Source organism: Plantactinospora sp. WMMB334 (assembly GCF_049179095.1).
Classification (GTDB): Bacteria; Actinomycetota; Actinomycetes; order Mycobacteriales; family Micromonosporaceae; genus Plantactinospora.
Genome location: NZ_JBMHME010000002.1, coordinates 2223380 through 2248792, shown reverse-complemented (window position 1 = coordinate 2248792; position 25413 = coordinate 2223380). Strand labels below are relative to the sequence as shown.

Annotated in this window: 23 protein-coding genes; 14 read left to right on the top strand and 9 right to left on the bottom strand. The window is 74.6% G+C overall.

Annotated features, from left to right (window positions below; translation table 11 throughout):
* Nucleotides 1-28: 28 nt before the first annotated feature.
* The 7 genes from ACN27G_RS09550 to rimO all read left to right on the top strand — a co-directional run bounded on the left by ACN27G_RS09550 (nucleotide 29) and on the right by rimO (nucleotide 8630).
* Nucleotides 29-1261: a PucR family transcriptional regulator gene (locus ACN27G_RS09550; protein WP_421492415.1), complete on the top strand. Its 1233-nt coding sequence runs from the start codon at nucleotides 29-31 to the stop codon at nucleotides 1259-1261.
* 226 nt (nucleotides 1262-1487) lie between these two features.
* Nucleotides 1488-2750: an ATP-grasp domain-containing protein gene (locus ACN27G_RS09545; RefSeq protein WP_421492414.1), complete on the top strand. Its 1263-nt coding sequence runs from the start codon at nucleotides 1488-1490 to the stop codon at nucleotides 2748-2750.
* Nucleotides 2751-2761: 11 nt separating this feature from the next.
* Nucleotides 2762-4171: an ATP-grasp domain-containing protein gene (locus ACN27G_RS09540; protein WP_421492413.1), complete on the top strand. Its 1410-nt coding sequence runs from the start codon at nucleotides 2762-2764 to the stop codon at nucleotides 4169-4171.
* On the top strand, nucleotides 4168-5427 hold the full coding sequence (locus ACN27G_RS09535; RefSeq protein WP_421492412.1) for an ATP-grasp domain-containing protein: 1260 nt from the start codon (nucleotides 4168-4170) through the stop codon (nucleotides 5425-5427). Before ACN27G_RS09540 ends, ACN27G_RS09535 begins: the two co-directional genes overlap by 4 nt.
* Entirely contained in the window at nucleotides 5424-6680 is a 1257-nt protein-coding gene (locus ACN27G_RS09530; protein ID WP_421492411.1) for an MFS transporter, read from the top strand. Before ACN27G_RS09535 ends, ACN27G_RS09530 begins: the two co-directional genes overlap by 4 nt.
* 203 nt (nucleotides 6681-6883) lie before the next feature.
* A complete protein-coding gene (locus tag ACN27G_RS09525; protein ID WP_421492410.1) occupies nucleotides 6884-7045 on the top strand; it encodes a hypothetical protein in 162 nt (53 codons plus the stop codon).
* A gap of 136 nt (nucleotides 7046-7181) precedes the next feature.
* Nucleotides 7182-8630 (top strand): 30S ribosomal protein S12 methylthiotransferase RimO, encoded by a 1449-nt coding sequence (rimO, locus tag ACN27G_RS09520; RefSeq protein WP_421492409.1) that lies wholly within the window; start codon nucleotides 7182-7184, stop codon nucleotides 8628-8630.
* Nucleotides 8631-8718: 88 nt separating this feature from the next.
* On the opposite strand, the gene ACN27G_RS09515 is transcribed toward rimO, so the two are convergent.
* From ACN27G_RS09515 to ACN27G_RS09490, 6 genes are all read right to left on the bottom strand, one after another.
* Nucleotides 8719-9672, bottom strand: coding sequence for an ABC transporter substrate-binding protein (locus ACN27G_RS09515; RefSeq protein WP_421492408.1), 954 nt, complete (start codon nucleotides 9670-9672; stop codon nucleotides 8719-8721).
* Nucleotides 9618-10469, bottom strand: a complete 852-nt coding sequence (locus ACN27G_RS09510; RefSeq protein WP_421492407.1) for an ABC transporter ATP-binding protein — start codon at nucleotides 10467-10469, stop codon at nucleotides 9618-9620. The genes ACN27G_RS09515 and ACN27G_RS09510 overlap by 55 nt, the downstream gene beginning before the upstream one ends.
* Complete coding sequence (locus ACN27G_RS09505; RefSeq protein WP_421492406.1) at nucleotides 10470-11570, bottom strand: FecCD family ABC transporter permease; 1101 nt, start codon at nucleotides 11568-11570, stop codon at nucleotides 10470-10472.
* Nucleotides 11567-12613, bottom strand: coding sequence for a FecCD family ABC transporter permease (locus ACN27G_RS09500; protein ID WP_421492405.1), 1047 nt, complete (start codon nucleotides 12611-12613; stop codon nucleotides 11567-11569). Before ACN27G_RS09500 ends, ACN27G_RS09505 begins: the two co-directional genes overlap by 4 nt.
* A 169-nt stretch (nucleotides 12614-12782) precedes the next feature.
* Nucleotides 12783-13817 (bottom strand): hypothetical protein, encoded by a 1035-nt coding sequence (locus tag ACN27G_RS09495; RefSeq protein ID WP_421492404.1) that lies wholly within the window; start codon nucleotides 13815-13817, stop codon nucleotides 12783-12785.
* Nucleotides 13810-14178: a hypothetical protein gene (locus ACN27G_RS09490; protein WP_421492403.1), complete on the bottom strand. Its 369-nt coding sequence runs from the start codon at nucleotides 14176-14178 to the stop codon at nucleotides 13810-13812. The genes ACN27G_RS09495 and ACN27G_RS09490 overlap by 8 nt, the downstream gene beginning before the upstream one ends.
* Nucleotides 14179-14270: 92 nt before the next feature.
* Between ACN27G_RS09490 and eccCa the strand changes: the two genes are divergently transcribed.
* The 3 genes from eccCa (at nucleotide 14271) to ACN27G_RS09475 (ending at nucleotide 19142) form a co-directional block, all read left to right on the top strand.
* Nucleotides 14271-18284: a type VII secretion protein EccCa gene (eccCa, locus tag ACN27G_RS09485; protein ID WP_421492402.1), complete on the top strand. Its 4014-nt coding sequence runs from the start codon at nucleotides 14271-14273 to the stop codon at nucleotides 18282-18284.
* A gap of 158 nt (nucleotides 18285-18442) precedes the next feature.
* The gene (locus ACN27G_RS09480; RefSeq protein ID WP_421492401.1) at nucleotides 18443-18760 is read left to right on the top strand and encodes a WXG100 family type VII secretion target; all 318 of its coding nucleotides are present in this window, start codon (nucleotides 18443-18445) and stop codon (nucleotides 18758-18760) included.
* Nucleotides 18761-18845: 85 nt separating this feature from the next.
* Complete coding sequence (locus ACN27G_RS09475) at nucleotides 18846-19142, top strand: hypothetical protein (RefSeq protein WP_421492400.1); 297 nt, start codon at nucleotides 18846-18848, stop codon at nucleotides 19140-19142.
* A gap of 151 nt (nucleotides 19143-19293) precedes the next feature.
* On the opposite strand, the gene ACN27G_RS09470 is transcribed toward ACN27G_RS09475, so the two are convergent.
* Together ACN27G_RS09470 and ACN27G_RS09465 are read right to left on the bottom strand one after the other, a co-directional pair.
* Nucleotides 19294-20376, bottom strand: coding sequence for a hypothetical protein (locus tag ACN27G_RS09470; protein WP_421492399.1), 1083 nt, complete (start codon nucleotides 20374-20376; stop codon nucleotides 19294-19296).
* On the bottom strand, nucleotides 20376-20765 hold the full coding sequence (locus tag ACN27G_RS09465; protein WP_421492398.1) for a hypothetical protein: 390 nt from the start codon (nucleotides 20763-20765) through the stop codon (nucleotides 20376-20378). The genes ACN27G_RS09470 and ACN27G_RS09465 overlap by 1 nt, the downstream gene beginning before the upstream one ends.
* A 127-nt stretch (nucleotides 20766-20892) precedes the next feature.
* Here ACN27G_RS09465 and ACN27G_RS09460 point away from each other — a divergent pair, with 127 nt between their 5' ends.
* Both ACN27G_RS09460 and ACN27G_RS09455 read left to right on the top strand, forming a co-directional pair.
* Nucleotides 20893-21375: a YbaB/EbfC family nucleoid-associated protein gene (locus tag ACN27G_RS09460; RefSeq protein WP_421492397.1), complete on the top strand. Its 483-nt coding sequence runs from the start codon at nucleotides 20893-20895 to the stop codon at nucleotides 21373-21375.
* Nucleotides 21372-21770, top strand: a complete 399-nt coding sequence (locus ACN27G_RS09455) for a YbaB/EbfC family nucleoid-associated protein (protein ID WP_421492396.1) — start codon at nucleotides 21372-21374, stop codon at nucleotides 21768-21770. The genes ACN27G_RS09460 and ACN27G_RS09455 overlap by 4 nt, the downstream gene beginning before the upstream one ends.
* 57 nt (nucleotides 21771-21827) lie before the next feature.
* On the opposite strand, the gene eccB is transcribed toward ACN27G_RS09455, so the two are convergent.
* A complete protein-coding gene (gene eccB, locus ACN27G_RS09450) occupies nucleotides 21828-23294 on the bottom strand; it encodes a type VII secretion protein EccB (protein WP_421492395.1) in 1467 nt (488 codons plus the stop codon).
* A gap of 54 nt (nucleotides 23295-23348) precedes the next feature.
* On the opposite strand from eccB, the gene ACN27G_RS09445 reads away from it, so the two are divergent.
* Together ACN27G_RS09445 and ACN27G_RS09440 are read left to right on the top strand one after the other, a co-directional pair.
* Nucleotides 23349-24569 (top strand): type VII secretion protein EccE, encoded by a 1221-nt coding sequence (locus ACN27G_RS09445; RefSeq protein ID WP_421492394.1) that lies wholly within the window; start codon nucleotides 23349-23351, stop codon nucleotides 24567-24569.
* Between the two features lie 99 nt (nucleotides 24570-24668).
* Nucleotides 24669-25376, top strand: a complete 708-nt coding sequence (locus tag ACN27G_RS09440; protein WP_421492393.1) for a hypothetical protein — start codon at nucleotides 24669-24671, stop codon at nucleotides 25374-25376.
* The last annotated feature ends 37 nt before the right edge of the window (nucleotides 25377-25413 follow it).

The window sequence follows — 25413 nt, the reverse complement described above, 5'->3', positions numbered from 1 at the left end:
CCGGCCACGCGGAGGACCCGGGGGAGGCATGCACGCCGAGCTGCAACGCATCGTCGACGCGGTGGCTGCCCGGGTCGGCCGGCCCGCGCTGATCGAAGACCGCCGGCAGCGGGTGGTGGTGTACAGCGAGCACACCGGAGTGATCGACGACGTGCGCCGGACCTCCATCCTGCGCCGGCACACCACCCCCGAGGTCATCTCCTGGTTTCAGGGCGTCGGCATCATGCAGGCCCGCACGCCCCTGCGCACCCCGGCCTGCCCCGAGCTGGACCTGCTGCCCCGGCTCTGCGTGCCGATCTGCCACCACGACGTGCTGCTCGGCTTCGTCTGGTTCATCGACGCCGACGGCGGCATGACGGACGCCGACATCCAGGCCGTCACCCGGGCGATGTCGGAGCTCTCCCTCGCCCTCTACCGGGAGAACCTGCTCGGCGAACTGGCGTCGCAACGTGAGGCCGAGGCGGCCCGGACGCTGCTGGTCGACAGTCCGGAGATCCGCACCGAGGCGGTCCGCTCGCTGCTCGCCGAGGGTGTGGTCGCCGCCGACGGGCCGGCCAACGCGGTGGTGGCGCAGCTCGTCCCGGCCCGGGGGCAGGTGCTGGACGAGGTGGCCCGGATCGCCCTGGAACAGGTGCTGGTGGCCACCCGCAGGTGGGTCGGGGTGCGCGAGGCGCTGCACCTGGTCCGGCACGACCAGGGCGTACTGCTGATCTGCGGCGGCCGGGGCGGCGGCCGGCCGTCCACCGAGGCGATCGCCCGGCACCTGAGCGAAGGGCTGCACAGGGCGACCCGGAACCTGCCCCCGGTGGCCCGGGTGGTGGTCGGGACCGGCGAGCCCCGCCCCCGGCTCGCCGACGTCGTGCACGCCTACGACGAGGCACGCCAGTCGGCCCGGGTCGGCGGGCAACTCTCCGCGCTCGGGCCGGTCGTCGCCTGGTCCAATCTCGGCATCTACCGGATGCTGTCCCGGATGGACGGTCGGCACCTCGACGTCGCGGGCGTGCATCCGGGGCTGGAACGGCTGCTGCGCGACGACTCCCACCAGGTGTTGCTGGAGACGCTGGAGGTCTATCTCGACCTGGCCGGGAACGCGCACGCCACCGCCGAGCAGCTCCGGCTGCACCGCACCACGCTCTACTACCGACTGCACCGGGTGGAGCAGCTCGCCGAGACCGATCTCAAGGACGGCACCGAGCGGCTCTGCCTGCACCTGGCGCTGAAACTGGGCCGCCTCACCGGCCACTACCGACCGACGACCTGATCACCGGGCCGGCGAACTGGACACCCGGCCGGCGAACTGAACACTCGGCCGGCGGGCCGATCGCCCCGGCCATCGTCGACCGGGTCCGGGCGCCGGCCCGGGACGGCGACCCACGATATGGCCGTCGATGGGTAGTATGCGGCTCGATCGTCGGTGCGCCGCGCCGCCCGCCGCGCGAGGCGGGCGGCACACTCCGGCAACAGATGCCGACTACGGGGGATTCATCATGAGCATCTTGATCGTGCACACCGCGAGTCCGAGCAGACGACCACACTTCGCCCGGGCCCGCGAGCACGCGGCAAGCCTCGGTGAGCGACTGATCCTGCTGATGGCGGAGGCCACCTGGGAAGGGGAGTTCGTCGACGCCGTCGTACCGGTCGACACCGCCAGCATCCCGCTGACCGTGTCGGCGGCCCGGCAGCTCGCCGCCGCCGGACCGGAGCCGGTACGCGGCGTGGTCACCTTCGTCGAACACAGCGTCTCCGCCGCGGCGGCGGTCGCCGCCGCCCTCGGACTTCCCTTCGTCAGTGAGCACACGGCCCGGCTCGCCCGGGACAAGTACGCGATGCGGCGCGCCTTTGCCGCCGCCGGCATCCCGCAGCCACACTTCGCGCCGGCCCGTACGACGGCCGAGGCCCGGGCGGAGAGCGAACGCCTCGGGTTTCCGCTGGTGCTCAAGCCGATCCTCGGCGGGGGCAGCAAGTACGTGCTGCGGGTCGACAGCCCCGACGCGCTGGCGGAGCACTTCGGGGCGATCCGCGGGCAGTCCTGGGACACCTTCGGCTACGACCCGCTGCGGGACTCCGCCCGCGAGGAATACCGGGGCGCGGTGCTGCTGGAGCAGTACGTTCCCGGTGGCGAGATCAGTGTGGAGTCGGTGGTGCAGGACGGCCACACCGAGGTGGTGGCGATCCACGACAAGCCGCTGCCCATGGTCGGGCCCTCCTTCGAGGAGGTCTACACCGCGACACCGACCGTGCTCCCCATCGAGGTCCAGGCCAGCGTGCAACGGTTGACGGCGGCGGCCCACCGGGCGCTCGGCATCGACAGCGCCGTCACGCACACCGAGTTCCGGGTCCGCCCGGACGGCAGTCCGTCGATCCTGGAGACGGCCGCCCGGATCGGCGGCGGCCCGATCTACCGGTCGGTGCTGCTCAGCCGCTCGGTCGACCTGGTGGAGGCGGCCGTCGATCTCGCTCTCGGCCGGGAGGTCCACCTGCTGCCGCGGCCCGAACCGGTGCCGATCGGCATCTTCGACCTCTACGCGAAGCGGCCCGGCCGGGTCGTCGCGTTCCGGGGTGTCGACGCGGCCACCGCCGACCCGTCCGTGCACGAGGTGGTCCTCTACCGCCGGGTCGGCGACCGGGTCGACGTGCCGCCCCATGTCGCCCAGTCGAACGGGCACGTCATCTTCACGGCGGAGTCCCGGCAACGACTCGACGACGCCTGCGGCAAGCTCGCCGCGACCCTCGAGGTCGAGGTCGGGTAGGGCTTCCGGAGATGCACGTACTCGTCGTCGGCGCCTGGCCGGAGCTGGCGAGCCAGCTCGTCGGCCTGCCCGCCAGGATGTCGCTGTTCCAGCTGCCGGAGCTGGCGAACGACCGCGAGGCCGACTGGGTGTACCGGTACCAGCAGGTCGACTACCGCGACCCGGGCGCCGCGCTGGCCGCCGCGAGCCTGCTGCACGCCGCCGACCCGGTCGACGCGGTGGCCGGGTTCCGGGAGTTCGCGCTCGCGGCCGTCGCCACCATCGCCGGCGGGCTCGGGCTGCCCTGTCTGCCCGGTCCGGCACACACCCTCGGCCAGGACAAGGCGGTGGTACGCAAGCAGCTCCACCACGGCGGCTGCCGGACCGTGGCCCACCGGTTGTGCGACGGCCCGGCCGACATCGTCGCCTTCGCCGAGCAGGTCGGATTCCCGGTGATCGTCAAGCCCGTGGCCGGATCGGCCAGCGAGGGCGTCCACGCCGTCAGGGCGCCGGATGCGGCGGGGGCGGCCTGGGCGCACGCCGCCGCCGTCGACGGCGGCGCCCGGATACTCGCGGAGCAGTTCCTGGACGGTCCGGAGTACAGCGTGGAGACGCGGACCGTCGACGGGTGGCACGAGGTGGTGGCGATCACCGAGAAGCTCACCACCGGTGACCCGCACCGGGTGGAGACCGGCCATGTCATGCCGGCAAGGGTCGACCGCCGGACGGCGGCGGCCCTTGCCGACGAGGCGGTACGCGGACTCTCCGCGATCGGGCACCGGCTCGGGCCGTCGCACGTCGAGCTGATCGTGACACCCTCGGGTCCCGCGATCGTCGAGATCAACCGCAGGATCGGCGGCGACCGCATCTGGGAGCTGCTCATGCTCGCCACCGGTCGCAACCTCATGCGGGAGTCCCTGCTGGATCTGGTCGGGACGGCCCGGACGCCGCCGGCACCGGTCCGGACGCCGCCGGCACCGGCGCGGAGTCGCGGCGCCGCCATCCGCTTCCTCACCGCTGCCCGGCCGGCGCGGCTCGCCGACCCACTGCCGGTCGGCGCCGCGCGGGGCGTCGGCGGAGTCGTCCGCGAGCGGCTGACCGCACCCGGCCCCGGCGCCACCGTCCGACCGCCCAGGTCGTCGGACGACCGCCTCGGCTACGTGGTCACGGTCGCCGCGACCCCGGAGCAGGCGGCCTCGGCCGCCGACGCGGCGCACCGGCGGGTGGCGGCGCGGCTCTTCGCCGACGCGTCGATCCCGGCCGCGGACGGAACTCACGACGCGGACGGAACTCACGACGCGGACGGGACCGTCGGCGGGGACGGGACTCACGACGGGGACGGGACCGTCGGCGGGGACGGGACTCACGACGGTGACGGGACCGTCGGCGGGGACGGGACGCGCGCCCCGGACCAGACGCCTGACGGGGAGGGGGCCGCATGACCACGGACGCCGGCTACGTCGCGGTCGGCTACTCGCGTGGAACACTGACCGATCTCGACGGTCTGCTACCGCCGGCCACCGTGACGGTGCTGGAGGAGCCGGAGGTCATCGAGTCCCGCTCGGTCCGGAACGCCGTGGCACACCATCGGTGCGTCGCGCGCCTGGTGGCCGCGCCGACCCAGCTCGAGGGCGATGCCGGCGCCCTGGTCGCCGCCGTCGACCGGCCACCGTCGGTGCGGGCCGTCCTGCCGACCGTGGAATACAGCGTCGTCGCCGCGGCCGCGCTGGCCGAGGCGTGGCGGCTACCGGGTGCCGGGCTGGCCGCGGCGCGGGCCTTCCGCGACAAGTCCCTGCTCCGCCGCATCGCCGACGCCGCCGGCCTGCCCCAGCCACGATGGCAACCCGCGACCTCTCCCGACCAGGTCACCGCCTTCCGCGCCCAGCACGACGGCTGGTGCGTCCTCAAGCCCGCGAACCTGCAGGCCAGCATCGGCGTGCAGGTTCTGGGGCCGGACGACCTGATCGGCCCGGCCTGGCGGCACACGACCGGGGCCGACGACGTGAAGCTGCGGGCGCGACGGCCGCTGCCCCCGCGCTACCTCGTCGAGGAGCGACTCACCGGGCCCGAGATCAGTGTGGAGACCCTGGTGGCCGACGGTGAGCTGCTCTTCAGCAACGTCACCGGCAAGTCCGTGCTGCCCGGACGGTATCCGGTGGAGATCGGGCACGTGGCGCCCGCCGCCCTCGACGGGGCGTTGACGAGGAGGATCACGGAACTCGTGGCCGGACTCGTCGAGGCGACCGGCTTCGGCTCCGGACTGCTGCACTCGGAGTGGATCCTGGTCGGTGGCGACCGGCCGCACCTGGTGGAGTGCGCCGCACGGGCACCGGGTGACCGGATCGACCAACTGATCGATCTCGCCTACGGCGGCAGCCTCGTCGGCGACCACGTGGCGGTGCTGGAGGGACGGCGTCCGCCACGCACCGACATTGCACCGCGGGCCGCGGCGATCCGCTTCCTGCACGCGGGTCCGGGCGTGGTGACCGGGGTGACCGGCACGGCGTACGCCGAGCGGGCCGACGGGGTCCACGAGGTCTCCGTGACCGCTCGGGCCGGCGACGTCGTCGAGGCGCTCACCACCTCGTGGCAGCGCGCCGGGTACGTCCTCGCGGTCGGCCGCGACGCCGCCGAGGCCGTGGCCCGCGCCGACCACGCCGTCCGCCTCGTCGACGTGACGACGAGCGATCCGGCATGAGATGGCTGCCCGCGATGCTCGGCGGGGACGGCGAGATTCCCCGGGTCTTCGTCGTCGTCGCGCTTGTCGACTCGATCGGCACCGGCATGTTCCTCGCCGGGTCGACGATCTTCTTCGTCCGCTCCGTCGGCCTCACCCCGGCACAGGTCGGCCTCGGCCTCGCCGTCGCCGGTGCGGTCGGTTTCGTCTCGGCGGTGCCGATCGGGGCGCTCGCCGACCGGCTCGGCTCCCGCCAGGTGCTCGTCGCCGTCCAACTCTGGCGGGCGGCGTCGCAGGTCGGGCTCGCCTTCGCGGCCGGGCCGCTCGCGTTCACCGTACTGGCGTCGTGCCTGGCCGTGGCCGACGGCGCCGCCTCCGGCCTGACCCAGAGCGTCGTCTCCGACGCCGTGGGGCCGCAGCGGCGGGTGCCGACGATGGCGGCGATGCGGGCGTTGCGCAACGTCGGGTTCGGCGTCGGCGCGCTGGCCACCGCCCCACTGCTCGCGGCCGGCACCGAGTGGACATACCGGTCGGTGATGCTCGGCGACGCACTCTCGTTCGTGGTCGCCGCCGTGCTGCTCTCCCGGGTGCGTACCAGCCGCCCGAGGCCGGACGGCCGGCCGCGGCAGTCCCCGCTGCGCGCGCTGGCGACCGTGCGGGACCACCGCTACCTCGCGCTCGCGGGCCTCAACGGCGTGCTCTGCCTGCACATGACCGTGCTGGCGGTGCTGATCCCGCTCTGGACGGTCGAGTCGACGGCAGCTCCGGCGGCCGTCGTGCCGTTCGCCGTCGTGGTCAACACGGTGCTCGCCGTCGTGCTCCAGGTCCGCTTCTCCCGGACCGCCCGAGGGATCTCCGGCGGCGTACGGGCACTGCGCTGGTCCGGCGTCGCCATGGCCGGCGCCTGCCTGTTGATCGCGGTCACCGGCCGGACCAACGTCTGGCTCACCGTCTGCGTGCTGGCCGCGGGTGTGCTGCTGCTGACCTTCGGGGAGCTGTGGCAGTCGGCCGGCGGCTGGGAGCTCTCCTACGCCTTCGCCGACCAGGAGACGCTCTCCACACACCTCGCCGTGTTCCACCTCGGCACGACCGCCCAGAGCATCCTCGGTCCGGCCCTGCTGGCCCCGACGGTGCTGTCCGGCGACGGTGTGGGGTGGCTGGCCCTCTCGGTGGTGTTCGTGGTCGTGGCCGCCCTGGTGGCGCCGACGGTCGCGGCGCTCACCAGAGCCCTACCCGAGCCGGTCCCACTCGCGGCGCATCGATCACCGTCTTGACCTTCGGGATCGCCCTCCCACATACTTGGGCAACCGGTGGGCGCGTGACCCGCCGGTCCGGAGCCAGTGATGATCGGGGACATCACTCGCCCCCCGCCCCCTGCGGGAGCCGATGGACTGTCGCCATCATCGATGACTGCCAGCGCCGAGCTGCCGTCTGGCCCCAGAGCAGCGCCAGATCAGTCGAGTCGAATGGAGAAGCGATGAGTGGCATCGACAACCTCGTCCGGCAAGCCCGCGAAGACCTGTCCGCCAGCCGCGACCTGCCCCGGACCGGTGTGAAGGACGCGCCGGGGATCAAGGACGCGCCGACGGTGCGGGGGCGGGTCAAGGACGCGCCCACGGTCCGGCGCCCCGCCTGCTGACCGCCGTCCGGGTGCGGGCCGGCGAGCGTCGCCCGCACCCGGACCTGTCCCTCGGAGGGGGTCGGATATCCCTCGGACGGGGTCGGAGATCGTAGGCACGACGAAAGCGCACCGTTCGCGTTCGGCGCACACACCTATGAGCACGGGGGTTCCGATGTCGCAACAGCGTTCCGTTTCACTCGTCACGCTCGGCTGCGCACGCAACGAGACCGACTCCGAGGAACTCGCCGCCCGGCTGGAGGCCGCGGGTTGGCAGGTCTCCGACGGCGGTTCGGACGCGTCCGGCAGCGCCGTCGTCGTCGTCAACACCTGCGGATTCATCGAGGCCGCCAAGCAGGAGTCCGTGACGACCGTGCTGAGGGCGGCCCAGTCCGGCGCGAAGATCGTCGCTGCCGGCTGCATGGCCGAGCGCTACGGGAAAGAACTGGCGGCGGCCCTGCCCGAAGCGTCGGCGGTGCTGTCGTTCGACGACTACCCGACGATCGCCGACCGTCTCGACGACGTGCTCGACGGACGCGAGATCGAAGCGCACCAGCCGCGGGACCGCCGCCGGCTGCTGCCGCTCACCCCGGCGGCCCGTCCGCACAGCCACGACGCGCACGTGCCGGGTCACGGGCACCGGCCCGGCCCCGGCCGGGGTCCGCAGCCGCTGCGCAAGCGCCTCGCCGGTGCCGCGGCGGCGCCGCTCAAGCTGGCCTCCGGCTGCGACCGTCGCTGCAGCTTCTGCGCCATCCCGTCGTTCCGCGGGGCGTTCGTCTCCCGCCACCCGGACGAGTTGGTCGCCGAGGCGGAGTGGTTGGCCGGCGAGGGCGTGCGGGAACTCGTCCTGGTCAGCGAGAACACCACCTCGTACGGCAAGGATTTCGGCGACCTGGCCGCGCTGGAGAAGCTCCTCCCCCGGCTCGCCGGTGCTGTCGACCGGATCCGGCTGCACTACCTGCAGCCTGCCGAACTGCGACCGTCGCTCATCGCCGCGATCGCCTCGACGCCGGGCGTCGCACCCTACTTCGACCTGTCGTTCCAGCACGCCAGCGGGCCGATACTTCGCCGCATGCGCCGGTTCGGCGATCGACGACGCTTCCTCGACCTCGTCGGGCAGATCCGCGACGCCGTCCCCGCGGCCGGCCTGCGGTCCAACTTCATCGTCGGCTTCCCCGGCGAGTCCGACGCCGACTTCGACGAGGTGGTGCGCTTCGTCGAGGAGGCGCGCCTCGATGCCGTCGGCGTCTTCGGTTACTCCGACGAGGACGGCACCGAGGCCGGCGGCTTCACCGACAAGACCGACCCGGCCGTGATCGGCGAACGGGTCGCGCAGCTGACCACGCTGGCCCAGACCACGATGGCCCGGCGGGCCGCGGAGCGCGTCGGCTCCACCGTCGACGTGATCGTCTCTGCCGAGCACGAGGGCTGGGCCGGACACCAGGCGCCGGAGATCGACGGCCTGGTCCGGCTGCCGTCGGACACCCTCCGCCCCGGGGACCGGTGCGCGGCGACCGTCGTGGGCTCCGACGGCGTCGACCTCGTCGCGGAGGTCTCCGCGGCGTCGCCGGACCGGTCGGTGCCGGCCACGGCCGGCCAGGCGTAGCCGGCCAGTCGGGCGCAGCGCACCGTCACGGACGACTTCTGTCGCTGGCAGCACTCGAACGTGCCCGGGGCGGGGGCGTGACAGGGAATCAGGCGGCCGGCACGTACCGCTCAAGGTCGTCGAGGATCTTGCCGGCCGCGGTGACACCGATCCCGGTCATCCAGGTCTCGTCGGCGACCACGTACGCCCGGCCGGCCCGGACCGCCGAGAGGTTCTTCCAGAGGCTGCCGCCGGTCACCCTGGCCTGCTCGGCGGCGGCCTTCTCGCCGAACGCCGTGACGAAGATGATGTCGCCGTCGACCTCGGCGATCCGCTCCGGACTCACCTTGTCGAACCGCTTGTCCTCCTTGTCCGCCAGCAGCTGCCGCTCCGGCCGGCCGAGCCCGACGTCACCGAGGACGAGCCCGGAGAAGGAGTCCGGACCGTACACCCGGATCTCGGTGGGCCGGAACCGGACGATGGAGATCTTCCGCGCGGCGGCGTCACCGAGCGTGCTGCCCAGATCCCTGGCCCGCTTCTCGTACGCGGCCAGCAGATCCTTCGCCTCCTGTTCCCTGCCGAGCGCCGTACCGTCGAGGAGGAAGTTCTCCTTCCAGGTGATGCCGACCCGCTCGGTGAAGACGGTGGGGGCGATCGCGGAGAGCTCGTCGTAGAACTTCTCCTGGCGGAACCTGCTGCCGAGGATCAGGTCCGGCCGCAACGCGGTGATCGCCTCCAGATCGGGCTCGGCGAGCAGACCGACCGGCGTGATGCCGTCGACCTGGTCGGCGCCGAAGTACGACGGCCAGCCGGCGACCTCACCGGTCTGCGCGGCACCGACCGGCACGACCCCGAGTGAGAGCGCGGTGTCGATCTTGTCGGTGTCGAGCACCACGACCCGTTTCGGCTGGGCCGGCACCTCGGTGCTGCCCATGGCGTGCGCGATGGTCCGGGTCTCCGACCCGGCGGCACCCTCCCCGACCACCGGATCGCTGCTGGTGCATCCGGTCAGGCCGGCGCCGAGGGCGGCGACGGCGAGGAGGGTGGTGAGTCTGCGGCGCATGACGAACCTTTCTTCAGCGAGAGCGTGCCGAGCGCCGGGACGACAAGTGGCGCCCCGGTCACCGGGCAGGGCACGACGACACAGTCGAGCCCGAAAACGTCGCGGACCAGGTCCGCGGTGAGAATCTGCCGGGGCGGCCCGGCGGCGACGACCGCGCCGTCGCGCATCGCGACGAGATGGTCGGCGTACCGGGCGGCCTGGTTGAGGTCGTGCAGCACGGCGACGACGGTGCGGCCCCGCTCGGTACGCAGCCGGTGCAGCAGGTCCAGCACCTCCACCTGGTGGGCGAGGTCGAGGAAGGTGGTCGGCTCGTCGAGCAGCAACGCGTCGGTGTCCTGGGCCAGCGTCATGGCGATCCAGACCCGTTGCCGCTGCCCGCCGGAGAGGGTGTCGACGGGCCGTTCGGCCAGCTCCGCGACGTCGGCGAGCGCCATCGCCTCGCGGATCGCGGCCTCGTCGGCCGGCGACCACTGCCGCCACCAGCGCTGGTAGGGCTGCCGCCCCCGGCCGACCAGGTCGGCGACGGTCACCCCCTCGGGCACCAGCGGGCTCTGCGGCAGGACCCCGAGCCGGCGGGCGACCGCCCGGGTCGGCAGGGTGCGGATCGCCTCGCCGTCCAGCAGCACGGTGCCCCGGCGCGGGGTGAGCAGCCGGGCCATGGTGCGCAGCAGGGTCGACTTGCCGCAGGCGTTCGGGCCGACGATCACGGTGAACGCGTCGGCCGGCAGGCTCAGGTCGAGGCCGTCGATGACGGTCCGGTCCTCGTAGCCGACGGCGAGGTCGCGGGTGGAGAGCATCTAGGAGACCTTCCGTCGACCGCGGAGCAGCAGGTAGATCAGGTACGGACCGCCGAGGGCGGCGGTCAGCACCCCGGCCGGCAACTGGGTCGGGGCGAAGAGCCGGCGCCCGGCCAGGTCGGCGAGGACCACCAGCAGCGCGCCGACCAGGGCGGCGCAGAACAGCGGTGGCCGTTCCGCCCGGACCAGCCGCCGGGCGAGTTGCGGTGCGGCCAGCGCCACGAAGTCCACCGCGCCGACCTGCGCGGTGACCATCGCGGCGGCGAGTACCCCGGTGGTGGCCAGGCCGATCCGGCGGGCGACCGGGCGCAGCCCGATGCCGCGCGCGGTGTCGTCGTCCAGCGCGCTGCCGTGCAGCGCCCAGCCGGCCCAGAGCAGCACCGGCAGCAGCACCAGCAGGGTCACCCCGAGGTACGCCGCCTCCTGCCAGCCCTTGCCGGCCAGCGTGCCGACCAGCCAGAGCTGTGCCCGGATCCCGTCGATCGGGTCGGCGGAGATCATCACCACCTCGGTCAGCGCCCGCAGCGCCACCGCGACGGCGACGCCGGCCAGCACGAACCGCTGCGCGGCCAGCCCGTGCCGCAGCCCCAGCAGCAGCACCGCGCCGGCGGCGGCGAGGCCGCCGAGCAGCGCGGCCGGTGCGATCAGCACCGCACCCGCCCCGCTGGTCAACGCCACCGTGGCGGCGAGCCCGGCGCCCTGGCTGACCCCGATCACGTCGGGGCTGGCCAGCGGGTTGCGGGCGACGCTCTGGATCAGGGTGCCGGCGATGCCGAAGACCGCCCCGACCGCCACGGCCAGCACGACCCGGGGCAGCCGCAGGTCGAGGACGACCAGGTCGTACGGGGTGCCGGCGCCGGACAGCGACCGGAGCACGTCCTGCGGTGCGACGTACGGGGTGCCGAGCGAGAGCCCCAGCACCACGGCGGCGGCGAGCAGGAGCAGCAGCACTCCGCCGACCGCGAGGGGCCGGCGCCGGACGGCGAGCCGGGCGGGGCCGAGCCGGATCAGGCTGCGGCCCACCGGCACCACCGGGGAACGGAGTCCCGTCACCGCCTCGCCGGAAGGCTGGGCGGCGGGGCGTACCCGCGACACGGTCACGCGGTCACCACCCGGGCCCGGCGGATCAGCACGGCCAGCAGTGGCGCCCCGAGCAGCGCGGTGACGATGCCGGCCGGCACCTCGCCGGGCGGCGCGACGAGCCGGCCGATGACGTCGGCGGCGAGCAGCAGCGCCGGGCCGAGCAGCAGCGCCACCGCGAGCGCCCAGCGGTGGTCGGCGCCGACCAGGGCGCGGGCCAGGTGCGGCACCGCGAGCCCGACGAACGCGATCGGCCCGGCCGCCGCGACCGCCGCCCCGGTCAGCAGCACCGCGCCCGCTCCCCCGGCGAGCCGGACCAACCCGACCCGGTGGCCCAGCCCCCGGGCGACGTCGTCGCCGAGAGCCAGCGCGTCCAGGCCACGGGCGGCGAACGCGGCCAGCAGCACGCCGACCAGCACGAAGGGCGCCACCTGCGCGGCGACCCCGGCGTCCCGGCCGGTGAGGGCGCCGACCACCCAGAAGCGGTACTCCTCGAAGGTGCGGGCGTCGATGGTGAGCAGGGCGACGACGGTGGCGCCGAGGCTGGCGTCCAGGGCCACGCCTACCAGTGCCAGGGTCACCGGGCTGGCGCCCTCCCGGGCCCGGTTGGCGATGCCGTAGACGAGCAGGCCGGCGAGGAGCGCGCCGACGATGCCGAACCAGACGTAGCCGGCCAGCGTGCCGACCCCGAACACCGCGATCGCCAGCACCACGCCGAGGGAGGCGCCGGCGCTGACCCCGAGGATCCGGGGCTCGGCGAGCGGGTTGCGGGTCAGCGCCTGCAGCAGCAGCCCGGCGAGGGCCAGCGCGGGGCCGACGAGCAGCCCGAGCAGCGTACGCGGGACGCGCAGCTCCCGCACGATGGTGCTCGCCTCGCCGCCGTCCGGTGCGACCAGCGCGTGCCACACCTCGGCCGGCGGGAGCGGCTTGCTGCCGAGCGCGAGACTCGCCAGTACCGCCACCACCAGCAGCACCGCCGCTCCGGCGGTGACCCCGACGCGCCGGCCGGCGCGTCGGCGCGGCCGGACCCCGGCCCCGCCCGGCCGGCCCGCTAGCGTCGTCACGATCGTTCCCCGTGGGTTCCTGAATTAGGGTCGGCTAACCTTACGATCTACTGGTCACGCCGCCTACCCGGCATGACGGACGTCACCGTGCCGACCGGAGCCCGGCAGGCCGAGAACGGGCCGGGAATCTGCCGGCCGGCCCGCGGGACCGACCGCGAGGCGGCAGGGCTCAGGCGTCGTCGGAGCGGCCGAGGATCGGTGGCGGGGCGTCGCCGTCGGCGTCCCACTCCAGGCTCCCGTCCGCCGCCCATCCCGTGCCGTCGGCGGCGAGCCGGGGGTCCGTGATCGGGTAGCCGTCGGCCGGGCGGCCGGCGAGACCGGCGGCGCCGGCCGCACCCATCATCGGCGCCGCGCCCGCCCCGCTCTGGTGCGCGGCGCCCTGGTTCGCGGCGCCGGAGCCGGCGCGCCCCTCGGCACCGGCCGCACGGGTGATCAGATGGCTGCCGAGGCCGGCCAGGGTCGGCCCGGCGCCGCTCAGCGAGCTGGCCGGCTGCGGTGCCGGCGACGGGGACGGCGCGGCGGCCAGCGCGCCCATGCCACCCGGCGCGTCACCGAAACTCCCCGCACCGGCCAGCGCGGTGGTGTCGACCGGCGGCTCCGCGTCGAGCGGCGGCGCCGGATCCGGCACCGAGATCGGCGACGGTAGCTCGAGGTCGCCGACCAGCCCGCCGACCACCGGCAGGTCGCCCGGCTCGACCGGGATCGTCGCCGGCCAGCTCCGGTGGTCGGTGACCGCGTACTCGGCGGCGAGCCGGGCCACCTGCGCCGAGACCCGCTCCCGCGCCTTGGCCCGCTCCTCTTCGGACATGACCCGCCCGAAGACCCCGGACATCTCGTCGACCCCGGCCCCGGCCCCGGCAAGTTCGGGGCGGTCCCGCTCGACCTGGCGCTGCGCCTCGCCGAGCGCACCGGCCATCACGGTGAGCCCGGTGCGCATCGCCGCCGCCTCCTCGGCCAGCTTCGCGGCATAGCTGACGATCAGACCGACCCGGTAGTGGAACTCCCGGCTGCCCGGCCCTGTCCAGGTGGCGAGCATCCGGGTGAGATCGTCGTGCAGCCCGGTGGCGATGCCGCCGAGGATCTCCTCGACGCTGTGCCAGGCGTCGGCGATGCCGTCGACCTGTGCCGGCAGCCCGGCCATCAGCAGCCGGTAGAGCTCCTCGTGCGTCTGCTGCCGGTAGCGCTCGTGGTACTCGTCAACCATCGCGTCGGCCACCATGCAGAGCCTCACTCACCGCGCCGAGGGCGCCTGCGATCCGTCTGGCGTTCGTCTCGCTCAGCTCGTCGACGCTCCGGTAGCCCTCGACGATCTGCGCGGTGGCCGCCTGCGCCACCGTGAGCGCGGTGGCCAGCCGGCGCAGCCGGGCGACATATTCGTCGTGCAGTTCCTGGTGCCGGTCGGCGGTCCGCTGCGCGTCGTGGAACCCGCCGAGGGCGGGCCGGTCGCTGCCGGGCGCCGTGGTCAGCGTGGTAAGCGCGGCGAGCGCCGCCTCGACGCGGGGCTGGAGGCTGCGCTGGAAGTCGTGCAGCGACAGGAGATTGACGGCGAACTCATCGGCGGCCATCGTGCAACCTTCCCCAAACGCCGAACGGGAACGGCAAGTCTAGCCAACGGAGCGGAGGGTGCCGGGAGACTCTCCGTATAGTATCCCGGGTCGTGGAGGTCACCGAGGCCCAGTCTCGCCTTCCGGGCGCCCGTGAGGGTGCCGCGGGCACCGTCCTGTTCCGCCGGCCGCCCCGCCAGCCCTCGCCGCCGCTGCCCCGGGGCGAGCTCGTCCTCGAGCCCCCGCCCGAACTGTCGGATCCGCTGCCCCGCAGCCCGCTCCAGATGCTGATGCTGGTGCCGATGGTGGCCGGCGTCGCCGCGATGGCCATTCTCTACTCCGGCCGGGGCGGCGGAGTGCTCACCTACGTCGTCGGCGGCCTCTTCGGACTTTCCATGCTGGGCATGGCCGCCACCACGATGGGCGGTGGCGGGCACGGCAACACCCGGGCCGAGGTGGACGCGCAACGCCGCGACTACCTGCGCTATCTGACCCAGGCCCGGCGGAAGGCCCGCAACGCCGCCGCGCAGCAGCGCACCGCCCTGCTGTGGCGGCATCCGGCCCCGACCACGCTCTGGTCGGTCTGCGCCTCCCGGCGGATGTGGGAGCGGCGGAGCACCGACGACGACTTCGCCGAGGTACGGGTGGCCGCCGGCACCCAGAAGCTGTCGGTACGGATCGTCCCGCCGGAGACCCGGCCGGTCGAGGACCTGGAACCGTTGACCGCGATGGCGTTACGCCGCTTCGTGCGGGCCCAGTCCGTCGTGCCGGACCTGCCGCTGGCGATCCAGCTCCGCTCGTTCAGTCGGCTCGTGCTGCGCGGCGACCGCGACCCGGTGCTCGGCCTCGCCCGGGCCCTCCTCGGCCAGCTCGCCACCTTCCACTCCCCCGACGACGTGCGGATCGCGGTGGTGACCACGGCCGAGCGGCGGCCGGACTGGGACTGGGTCAAGTGGCTGCCGCACGCCCAGGACGACCGGGTCGGCGACGGCGCCGGGGCGATCCGGCTGGTCTTCGAGTCGACCGCCGCGCTCGAGGAGGCGTTCGCCGAGGAGTTCACCGCCCGGCCGCGGCACTCGCCCGACGCCCGGCCGCTGGCCACCGCGGCGCACCTGCTGGTCGTCGTCGACGGGGCCGAGGTGCCGGCGACCTCGCAACTGCACGGTGCCGGCGTGCTCGGCAGCACCGTGCTGGATCTCTCCGGCATGGTGCCCCGGGACGCCGGCCGCTGGCTGCTCTGCCTCGACGTCACCGCCGAGACCCTCGCGGCGGACCGGGGCGACCGGAGCATGCCGCTCGGCGTGCCGGACCGGCTCAGCGTCGAGCAGGTCACCGGGCTCGCCCGGCAGCTCGCCCCGCACCGGCTCTCCCGGCACGTCGAGACCGAGGAGGCGACCGCCCGGGTCACCGAGCTGCCCGAGCTGCTCGGCTTCGGTGACGCCGGCGCGGTGGACCCGGCCCGGAGCTGGCGGCCCCGCCCGGACCGGGACCGGCTGCGCATCCCGCTCGGCATCGGCGCGGACGGCTCCGTGGTGGAACTGGACTTCAAGGAGGCCGCCCAGGACGGCATGGGCCCGCACGGGCTGATCATCGGCGCCACCGGCTCCGGCAAGAGCGAGCTGCTGCGCACCATCGTGGTCTCGCTCGCCGTCACCCACTCCTCCGAGGAGCTGAACCTGGTCCTGGTGGACTTCAAGGGCGGCGCCACCTTCGCCTCGCTGGACGTGCTGCCGCACACCAGTGCGGTGATCACCAACCTCGCCGACGAACTGGCCATGGTGGACCGGATGGAGGACGCCGTCGCGGGCGAGCTGGTCCGCCGGCAGGAGCTGCTGCGGGCCGCCGGCAACTACGTCTCCCGGTACGAGTACGAGAAGGCCCGGCGGGCCGGTGAACCGCTCGCCCCGCTGCCCAGCCTGCTGATCATCTGCGACGAGTTCAGCGAGCTGCTGGCGGCCAAGCCGGACTTCATCGACCTCTTCGTCACGATCGGCCGGCTCGGCCGCTCGCTCGGGGTGCACCTGCTGCTGGCCAGCCAGCGCCTGGAGGAGGGGCGGCTGCGCGGGCTGGACACCCACCTGTCGTACCGGATCGGGTTGCGGACCTTCTCCGCGATGGAGAGCCGGGTGGTGCTCGGCGTGCCGGACGCGTACGAGCTGCCGAACGCGCCCGGGCACGGCTACCTGAAGGCCGGCACGGTGCCCATGCTGCGCTTCCGGGCCGCGTACGTCTCCGGGCCGTACCGCGCGGCCGACGGCACCGGCCCCCGGGTGCCGCAGGCCCTGGTACGCCGCCGCATCATGCCGTACGGCACCGTGCACGTGCCGGTCCCGCCCGAGCTGCCGGCAGCGCCCGAGCAGCCGGTGAACACGGCGGAGGGTCCGGCCGAGGCCGGACGGCAGACGACGATGCTCGACGTCATCGTGGCGCGGCTGCGGCACGGCCCGCCGGCGCACCAGGTCTGGCTGCCCCCGCTGGACGTGGCGCCGAGCCTGGACGCGCTGCTCGGCGAGGCGGTCGTCGACGAGCGGCGTGGCCTGGTCACCCCCGCCTGGCCCGGCGTCGGGCGGCTCGCCGTGCCGGTCGGCATCGAGGACCGCCCCTACGAGCAGCGCCGCGACCCGTTCCTGGTGGAGCTGGCCGGGGCGGGCGGCAACGTGGTGATCGTCGGCGGTCCGCGTACCGGCAAGAGCACCCTGCTCCGCTCGATGCTCTGCGCCCTCGCGCTCACCCACAGCCCGCGCGAGGTGCAGTTCCTCTGCCTCGACTTCGGTGGCGGCACGCTGCGCTCCCTGGAGGGGCTGCCGCACCTGTCCGGGGTGGCGGTGCGCCGCAACCACGAGGCGATCCGCCGGACGGTCGCCGAGGTGAGCGTGCTGCTCGACGAGCGGGAGGCGCGCTTCGCCGAGCGCGGGATCGAGTCGATCGACGCGTACCGGGCGATGCGGGCCGGCGGCGAGATCACCGACGACCCGTTCGGCGACGTCTTCCTCGTCGTCGACGGCTGGGGCGTCGTACGGGAGGAGTTCGAGCAGCAGGAGGAGATCATCACCCGGCTCGCCGCCCGCTGTCTCGGCTTCGGCATCCACGTGGTGCTCACCGCCACCCGCTGGTCGGAGATCCGCTACAACGTCCGGGAGCTCTTCGGCACCCGGCTGGAGCTGCGGCTCGGCGACCCGGCGGACTCCGAGATCGACCGGCGGGCCGCGGCGAACGTACCGGCGGACACCCCGGGGCGGGGCGTCACCCGGGACAAGCTCCAGTTCCTGGCCGCCGTGCCGCGCATCGACGGCCGGGCCGGCGCCGACGACCTGGCGACCGGCGCCGGCAACCTGGTGCAGCGGGTCCGGGCCGCCTGGCAGCACGAGCCCGCCCCGGCGGTACGCCTGCTCCCCCGCGAACTGCCGGCGGCCCGGCTGCGCGAGGTCGCCGGGCCGGGCATCCCGATCGGGCTCAACGAGACCCACCTGGCCCCGGTGCGGCTGGCGTTCGACACCGAGCCGCACCTGCTGGTGCTCGGCGACGCGCAGTGCGGCAAGACGAACCTGCTCCGGCTGATCGCCCGGACCATCGTGGAACGGCACCCGCCGACCGAGGCGAAGCTGGTGATCGTCGACTACCGGCGTACGCTGCTCGGCGTGGTCGAGGGCGAGCACCTGCTCGACTACACCCCCTCGGCGCAGACCACGACGGCGATGGTGGGCGGGATCGCCCAGGCGCTTACCGCCCGGCTGCCCGGCCCGGACGTGACGACCGAGCAGTTGCGCAACCGCTCCTGGTGGAGCGGGCCGGAGATCTTCGTCCTGGTCGACGACTACGACATGGTCGCCACCAGCAGCGGCAACCCGCTGGACGGGCTGGTCGACCTGCTGTCGCCGGCCCGGGACATCGGCCTGCACCTGATCCTGGCCCGCCGCTGCGGCGGGATCGGCCGGGCGATGTACGAGCCGGTCCTGCAGACCATCACCGACCTGAACACGCCGGGACTGCTGATGTCCGGCAACCCCGACGAGGGCGCCGTACTCGGGCACCTCCGGCCGAGCCCGCAACCGGCGGGTCGCGGCACGCTGATCCGGCGCAGTGACGGGGTGAACCTGGTGCAGACGGCGTGGCTCGCCCCGGAGTGAAACCCGTTCCGGAGTGGAAACAGCGCGGCGGCATCGATCATCATGGGTGAGCGGACGGCACGTGGACGGTGCGGCTCGGTGCGGCCATCGGCTACCCTGGCCGAATAGCGACGCCGAGGATCGGGCGTCCCGCCTCTGCCTATTTCCCGGAGGGAAGCGTGGCACAGACATTCACCCACGACGAGGGTAACGCCCAGCGCGCCGCAGCGCTCGTGGACCAGGCCCGCGGCATGATCGAGTCTCAGGTCAAGAACATCGACCAGTCGGTGCAGCAGCTCAAGGGCCGAGGCTGGGAGGGCGAGGCCGCCACCAAGTTCTACGCCGTGGCCGCCGAGATGGTGGCCGGGGCCCGCCGCCTGCAGAACAAGATGGACGAGATGCGGGGTGGCCTGGAGCAGGTGGACCGCAAGTTCTCCGAGGCGAACGAGACGATGACCGCCTCGGTCAACACGATCAACGTCTACAACATCGGCTGATCCTGCGCGACCGGTCGCACCCGAGGGTGGCTCGCGTCCACCCGGTCACATCCAGGCGGACGGAACGGTCCGAGCGGAGGAACCCATGAGCAACCAGATCCGGATGGTCCACGCCGAGGCAGAGGCCGCGGCCGTGCAGCTCAAGAAGTACGGCACAAACATCGAGGGCATCACCAAGAACTTCGTCACCGACATCGCGAAGATCCCGTGGGACAGCGACGCCCGGGTCGAGTTCGAGGTCTGGAAGGGCCAGATGGAGCAGATGTGGAACGAGTTCCACCAGGTGGTCCTGAAGGCCGGCACCGTGGTCAGCGACGCGAGCACCGCCATCAGGCAGGTCGACAGGCAGGCGGCCCAGACGATGCAGCAGAGCGGTCGCTGAGGTCGGACCGCACGCACCCGGCAGCCGCGCCCCGCGCTGCCGGGTGCGTCGTGTTCTTCGCCGGGGCGGCTGCGGCCCCGTTACTCCCTCTGCCGCGCCGGCCGGCCGAGCCCGGGTCCGGGGCGTCGCCGCCACCGGGCCGACCGGTGCGTCAGCCGATCACCCCGTCCGGTGCGTCGCCGGAGGCCCACGGCTCGCCATCCTCGACCAGCCAGTCCGCGCCCTCGTGCTCGCGGGAGTCGCTCCCCGCGCCGGGGTGACCGGCGGCGAAGCCGCCCACACCCGTTGCGGACACGCCCCCGGCCGCCCGCCCCGCCCCGGCTCCGGCGGCGGCACCCGCCGCCGTGCCGATCCCGGCCATCCCGACACCGGCGGCACCACCCTGCAGCGGGACGGCGCCGGTGCCGGCGGCCGGTGCGCCGCTCAGGCCGAGCCCGGCCGCGCCGGCACCGAGCGCGCCGGCACCGCCGAGCGGCCCTCCCCCGGCCCCCGCCCCGGCCAGGGCGGTCGCGCCGGTCAGCTCGGCCCCGGCGCCGACGTCCGCCCCGATGCCGGCGGGCGGCGTCGTCGGGGTGGCGCCGACCGGCGCACCGCCGCCCGGTGCCGGGATGGCCGGCGACGGGAAGGTCGGTGGCGCCGGGATCTCGGGTACGGGCGGCAGCGCTGTCGTGGCCGCGTCCGGCTCCTTCTGGAACAGGCTCGTGAGATAGTCGCTGGCCAGCTTCACCAGGGCGGCGGTGAGCTGCGCGTCCAGGGTCGACGCCTGGCCGGTGGTGGCGGCGATCTGCGCGGTGTACTGCGCGGCCCTCGCCTGGTACATCGCCCACCTGGCGGCGCCGCCGTGCGACCAGGTCGCCTTGCAGTACGCCCGCTGCGCGGCGCCCGGCGTCACCTGCCCGGTCGGCAGCACCATGTAGCCACCCGCGGTCGCGCTGGCCACGATCGCGTCGAGCCGTGTCTTGGTCGCCTGCAACTGGGCGCTGCCGGTGCTGGTCGTCATCTGCGCCTGGGCCACCGTGCCGACGACCTGCTGGAGTGCGTTCAGCGCGACGGTCCGGCGGTCCTGCTGGGCGACACCGGTCTCGCCGACGAGGTTCGGCAGGGTGGCGGCGGTGCCGAAGCTGGCTCTGGTGTTCGTCATGTTCTGCACGAGGGTCTGCACGACCGGGGTGAGGATCGACTGGACCACGGCCGGCTGCGACAGCCGCAGGCCCATGAAGGACACCGCGCCCATCACGCCACCCCCGGCGGCATCCGGTCGTCGAAGCGCAACATCGCGGCCCGCTGCCGCTGTTGCAGGTCGACCTCCTCGAAGTGCTGCGCCACCTGGCGCACCTGCACCGCCTGGGTGTCCAGCTCCTCGGCGACGGTCCGGACCGCCGCCGAGAGGGCGACGGTGAAGAACTGCGCCATCGTGCTGAAGCTGGGCAGCCCCGCGTTGCCGGCCACCGTGCCCTCGACCGCGCCACCGATCGGTGTGAAGGAGCTGCGGTATTCCTCGGCCAGGCTGGCGATCTGGTTCGCCGCCACCCGCATCTCCGGCAGGTGTGCCTGGAACTCTGCCGCGCCGACGGGCATGGAGCCCGACGCGGCGACGGGGTCGGAACCGTCCGGAATGCTCAACGCCATCCTCCCGGTTTGTCGCTTCTGCTGGCACGGAGGACCATCGGATCGGCCGGGGACCATCGGATCGGCCTTCATAAAATATTATGCCTACCGGGTCGAGGTCCCAATGCCTGCGGAGGTTGCGATGCCGACGGACGACCCGCCCGACCCGACGACGATCACCACCCCGGGTGCCACCCCCGCCGGCCTTGCCGAGCTGGAGGCGTCGATCGCGCGGACGGAGGCGGAGTGGCAACGGCTGCGGGCCGGCAGCTACGAGGGCGGTGATCCGGCCCGGCTCGTCACCTGCGTGGTCGACGGCGAGGGCCTGGTGGTCAGGGTGACCTTCGCGCCGACGGTCGCCCGGCACGATCCGGCCGTGGTCGAGGATGCCGTGCTCGCCGCCGTCGCCGCGGCCCAGCAGCGCCTCGGCGACGCCTGCGCCGCCCTCGCCGCCGGGGCCACGCCCTCCGCCACGGTTCCCAGCCCGGCCGCCGCCGGCGGTTCCGGCGACATGGTCGGGGACCGGAGCGGCGCCGATGGCTGGCGTACCGCCGGGTCGCCGCCCGGCGGCGGGGTGGAGCCGCCGGAGCCGCACGGCGGGGTGCTGGGAGGCGAGCCGCGATGACCGGACGTGACGACCGGGACGACGGCGTGCCGCTGCGCTACTCCCCGCACGACGAGGCACGATACGAGGACCTGGCCCGCCGGGCGCTCGCCGCGCTCGACACGTTGGACGGTGAGCTGCAACGGTTGGCGAGCGCGCCGGTCGAGGGGCAGAGCCGGGACGGCCGGGTGGCCGTCCGGGTGACCGGTGCGGGCGTGGTCACCGAGGTCCGCCTGCGGGGCGGGGCGCTGCGGCAGTACCACCACGTCAAGCTCGGTGAGGTGGTCACCCGGGTGCTGCGGGACACCCAGCAGCGGGCCCGTGCGGCGTACGACGAGGCGGTCGCGGAGGTCGCCCCGCCCGAGGTCGCCGAGTGCGAGCGGCTGATCCGGGGCGCGGAGAGGCCGGCGCCGTAGCAGCCATGTCACTGCCCCACCGGCCGGGGGCCGGGCCGACTCGCAGCTGACGCCGGGTCAGCTCGGGTTGGCTGCCGGGGTGCCGGGGCCGCCGGCCGGTCCGCCGCCGGCCGGTGCGGCGGTCGGCGGCGGCGCGAGCCGCAGCGCGGCCTCCGGGTCGAGCGCCACCCCGGTCGGCACCAGCGCCAGGATGCTCGCCGGCACCTGCACCGGCCGGATCCCGGCGTAGCCGAGCGAGCTCTGCACCTTTTCCAGGTCCGGGCGGGCCAGCGGCAGCTTCAGCCCCTGGTCGGTGACGAGGTAGACGTTGCCGGCCGCGTTCGCGCCGATCGGGTTGGCGGCACGGACCAGCGCCGCGTGCCCGCCCGGCAGCGCGACCCGGTCCGCCGGCCGGACCCCGTCCGCCCCGATCCCGGCCGCCGCCGGCTCCTCGACCGGTGGCACCTCGCCGGGTACGCCGCCGAAGGTCTCGATGGTGACCGGATGTTCCGCCGCACCGCCGTCGTCGCGGTAGCTCGCACAGACCACCGGGGTCGGCGTCTGCGCGCCACGGGCCCGGGGCACCTCGTCGGGCAGGCCGGGCGGCTCGGCCGTACCGTCCACGATCAACCGGCCGGCCTGCTGGGCGGAGATCTCGTTGACCGCCCGGCCGGCGGCCTCGAGCAGCCGGGCGGTGACCGCGCCGATCGGGACCAGCCCGTCGGGCAGCATCACGTAGGACCGACCGGCCGCCCGGAAGAGCTGCCCGATCCGGGTCTGCTGGCCGGCGATCGTGGGCCGGGCGGGTGAGCCGGCACCGGGCAGGGCGAGCGGCACCAGGTCCGGCCCCGGCGGCACCGAGTTGAGGAACGCCTCGCCGACCGCGACCGGCGGAATCCCGGCCCAGCCCAGGGCGGCGAGGACGGCGTTGCCCCGGATCCGCAGCCGGTGCTCGTCCCAGAGCAGGTAGCGGTCGCCACCGTCCACGCTCACCAGCAGCCCCTGCCGACCGACCGGGGTGCCTCCGGCCGGGGCCCGGCCGAGGAGCAGATGGGTGGCCCGGGCGACCGAGGTCAGCGACCGGGGCGCGCTGCAGACGCTGATCGGGAGCCCCACCAGGGCCGACCTCGGCGGCAGCGAGTCGGGCGCGTCGGGGATCCCGATCGGCAGCCCGCGCGGCACCGCGCGCAGCGAACTCTCCGACATGGTCCGTACCGCCGGCTCCGGCTGGCCGAGGATCAGCAGCGCGGAGGTCCAGTTGAGCACCGGGTGCAGCCGGCCCCGGGTGTAGACGAACTTCGCGCCGGTGCCCCGCTCCACGATGATGGCGTTCTCGACCGGCTGCCGACCGCCCGGCCGGAGCAGCCCGTAGACGCCGAAGCCGGCGACGAGCAGCACCGCGGCGAGCAGGCCGCCGAGCATCGCGAGGGCGAACCGCCGCATCGGCAGCTCGTTCGTCTCGGGCTCGCCGACGAGCAGCGCGGAGACGATCCGCCGGAGGAGGAACCGGTACGCCTGGACCTGCTCCCGACGACTGCGCATCATCACCCCGCCTTCGCCCGATGCGATATCTTAGCGCCGGCACGTATGGTGTGGACCATGCCGGAGTTGATGGCTGTCGGCCGGCCCACCGGCCGGTTCGGCACGGTCCAACTCGTCGCCGTCGAGCTGGCGCTCTTCGCGGCCGGCGCCGCCGCCTACGCACTCGCCCCCGTGCCGGGTGTGCTGGCCGGGGCCGCCGGTGCCGTCCTGCTCGTCGCCACCTTCGGCCGGTCCGGCGGCCGCTGGTGGTACGAGGTCCTCGGCGCCCGACTGCGGCTGGCCGGCCGCCGCCGCGCCGCCCGCCGCGCACAGCGCCTGGCCGGCGCGGAGGGTGTGGACGACCCGCTGCTGGCCGTCCTTCCGCCTGGCCCACGCACCAGCACCGTCACCGACCGGGCCGGCACGATCGGCGTGGGCGAGGATCCGCTGGGCTGGTTCGCGGCGATCGCGGTACGCCATCCCGACGCGCTCGCCGGCGGCCACCGCGGCGCGCTGCCGCTCGACTGGCTCGCCGAGTTGGCCGCCGATCCGGCGCTGCCGGCCAGCACCCTCCAGGTCGTGCTCCGGCACTCGTCGCTGCCGGTCGCCGCCGTCCACCCGCACGCCGTTGCCGCGCAGTCCTATCTGGAGCTCTGCCGGGTCCTGGCGGTGCCGGTGCACCACGACCTCTGGATCGCCGCCCGGCTCGCCACCCGGGACGCGGCGACGGTGGCGGCTGATCGTGGGGGCGGGACGGCCGGCGTACACCGGGCGCTCACCGCCGCGCTCGCCCGGGTCGGCACCGGACTGGCCAACCTCGGTCTCGAACACAGCATGCTGGACGGGGAGGGCCTGCGGCAGGCCGTGGCGTACTCGTGCGGCGTCGACGGCATCGACGGGCTCGCCAGCGCCGCCGCACCGTCCGGGCCGGCCCGGGAGCGGTGGTCGCGCTGGCAGGGCCGGCGCCGGGTGCAGGTCTGCTTCGCGGTACGCGCCTGGCCGGCGAAGGCCGGCGCAGACCCGCTCAGGGCACTGACGCAGGTCCCGTCCGCCCTCGACGTGAGCGTCGCGGTGGTGTTCGGCCGGCGTGGCGATCCCCGGCTCCCGGGCGGCCGGGCGGCGGCCCGGACCCTGGTACGCCTCACCGCGCTCCCCGAATCCGTCGACGCCTGCGTGCGGCAGTTGCGGGCCGGTGCGGCCGGTGCCGGGATCCGGCTGGTCCGGCTCAACGGCGAGCACGCCACCGGCGTGTACGCGACCGCGCCGACCGGGGCGACCCTGGGACTGATCGCCCGGTGAGCGCCCGCGGCGTGACGGCGCGGCCGGGTGCCACCGCGGGCAGGCGGCCGGGTGGGGACGTCACGAAACGGCCGGGTGCGACCGGGAGGAGGGCCGGCGATGCCGACCGGTGATCCGAAGACCGTCGCGCCGGAACGCCGGCTCGTCGGCGACCTGCTCGGCCGGCTCAGCCTGGATCTGGACGCGGTAGGCGTGCTGTTGGGCCGGGACGGCGCCAACCAGCCGGTGCTGCTGCGCCTGTTCCGCCCGGAACCGCTGGCCGTGGCCTTCGTCGGTGACTGGTGGACCGCCCAGGTGTTGCTGTTCCGCTGCCTCGGCCAGGGCGCGCGGGTGGCGGTCGAGGCCGTGGACGCGGTCAATCCGGCAGCGGCCGGCACGATCGCCACGATGGCCCACTGGCTGGCGCTGGACCGGGCGGCCGGCGGCACCGGTGACCGGGTCTGGCGCTCGGCCTATCCCGGCGGCGACGAGCCGGCCGGCCCGACCCGGCCGCTGCTGCGGCTCCGCGACGTCGGTGTGCACGGGCCGGAGCGACGGCCGCCGACCCGGGCCTGGGAGACCCAGCTCACCCTGCTGCCCCGGCTGACCCCGGCCGGCGTACCCGTGCTGGCCGGCGCCGACGTGGTGCTGGCGCAGCGGCTGACCCGGCCCGAGGCGGCGCTGGTCGGCTCGGCGCTCGGCCTGGCCGGGGAACTCTGGGCCCCGCTCTCCGCGATGCGGCCCGAGATGGTCGCCGCGCTCGGTGGCGGCTCCGCCCGCTACCTCTGGCTCACCCCGACCCGCCACGAACGCCAGCTCTTCGGCTGACACCCCGGTCGACCGGCGCCCCCCCAACCCGGTCGGG

Bases quoted from the DNA above. Each gene is read 5' to 3' on its own strand.
- ACN27G_RS09550 (WP_421492415.1), top strand. From the start codon at position 29: ATGCACGCCGAGCTGCAACGCATCGTCGACGCGGTGGCTGCCCGGGTC.
- ACN27G_RS09545 (WP_421492414.1), top strand. From the start codon at position 1,488: ATGAGCATCTTGATCGTGCACACCGCGAGTCCGAGCAGACGACCACAC.
- ACN27G_RS09540 (WP_421492413.1), top strand. From the start codon at position 2,762: ATGCACGTACTCGTCGTCGGCGCCTGGCCGGAGCTGGCGAGCCAGCTC.
- ACN27G_RS09535 (WP_421492412.1), top strand. From the start codon at position 4,168: ATGACCACGGACGCCGGCTACGTCGCGGTCGGCTACTCGCGTGGAACA.
- ACN27G_RS09530 (WP_421492411.1), top strand. From the start codon at position 5,424: ATGAGATGGCTGCCCGCGATGCTCGGCGGGGACGGCGAGATTCCCCGG.
- ACN27G_RS09525 (WP_421492410.1), top strand. From the start codon at position 6,884: ATGAGTGGCATCGACAACCTCGTCCGGCAAGCCCGCGAAGACCTGTCC.
- rimO (WP_421492409.1), top strand. From the start codon at position 7,182: ATGAGCACGGGGGTTCCGATGTCGCAACAGCGTTCCGTTTCACTCGTC.
- ACN27G_RS09515 (WP_421492408.1), bottom strand. From the start codon at position 9,672: ATGCGCCGCAGACTCACCACCCTCCTCGCCGTCGCCGCCCTCGGCGCC.
- ACN27G_RS09510 (WP_421492407.1), bottom strand. From the start codon at position 10,469: ATGCTCTCCACCCGCGACCTCGCCGTCGGCTACGAGGACCGGACCGTC.
- ACN27G_RS09495 (WP_421492404.1), bottom strand. From the start codon at position 13,817: ATGGTTGACGAGTACCACGAGCGCTACCGGCAGCAGACGCACGAGGAG.
- ACN27G_RS09490 (WP_421492403.1), bottom strand. From the start codon at position 14,178: ATGGCCGCCGATGAGTTCGCCGTCAATCTCCTGTCGCTGCACGACTTC.
- ACN27G_RS09475 (WP_421492400.1), top strand. From the start codon at position 18,846: ATGAGCAACCAGATCCGGATGGTCCACGCCGAGGCAGAGGCCGCGGCC.
- ACN27G_RS09470 (WP_421492399.1), bottom strand. From the start codon at position 20,376: ATGGGCGCGGTGTCCTTCATGGGCCTGCGGCTGTCGCAGCCGGCCGTG.
- ACN27G_RS09460 (WP_421492397.1), top strand. From the start codon at position 20,893: ATGCCGACGGACGACCCGCCCGACCCGACGACGATCACCACCCCGGGT.
- ACN27G_RS09455 (WP_421492396.1), top strand. From the start codon at position 21,372: ATGACCGGACGTGACGACCGGGACGACGGCGTGCCGCTGCGCTACTCC.
- eccB (WP_421492395.1), bottom strand. From the start codon at position 23,294: ATGATGCGCAGTCGTCGGGAGCAGGTCCAGGCGTACCGGTTCCTCCTC.
- ACN27G_RS09445 (WP_421492394.1), top strand. From the start codon at position 23,349: ATGCCGGAGTTGATGGCTGTCGGCCGGCCCACCGGCCGGTTCGGCACG.
- ACN27G_RS09440 (WP_421492393.1), top strand. From the start codon at position 24,669: ATGCCGACCGGTGATCCGAAGACCGTCGCGCCGGAACGCCGGCTCGTC.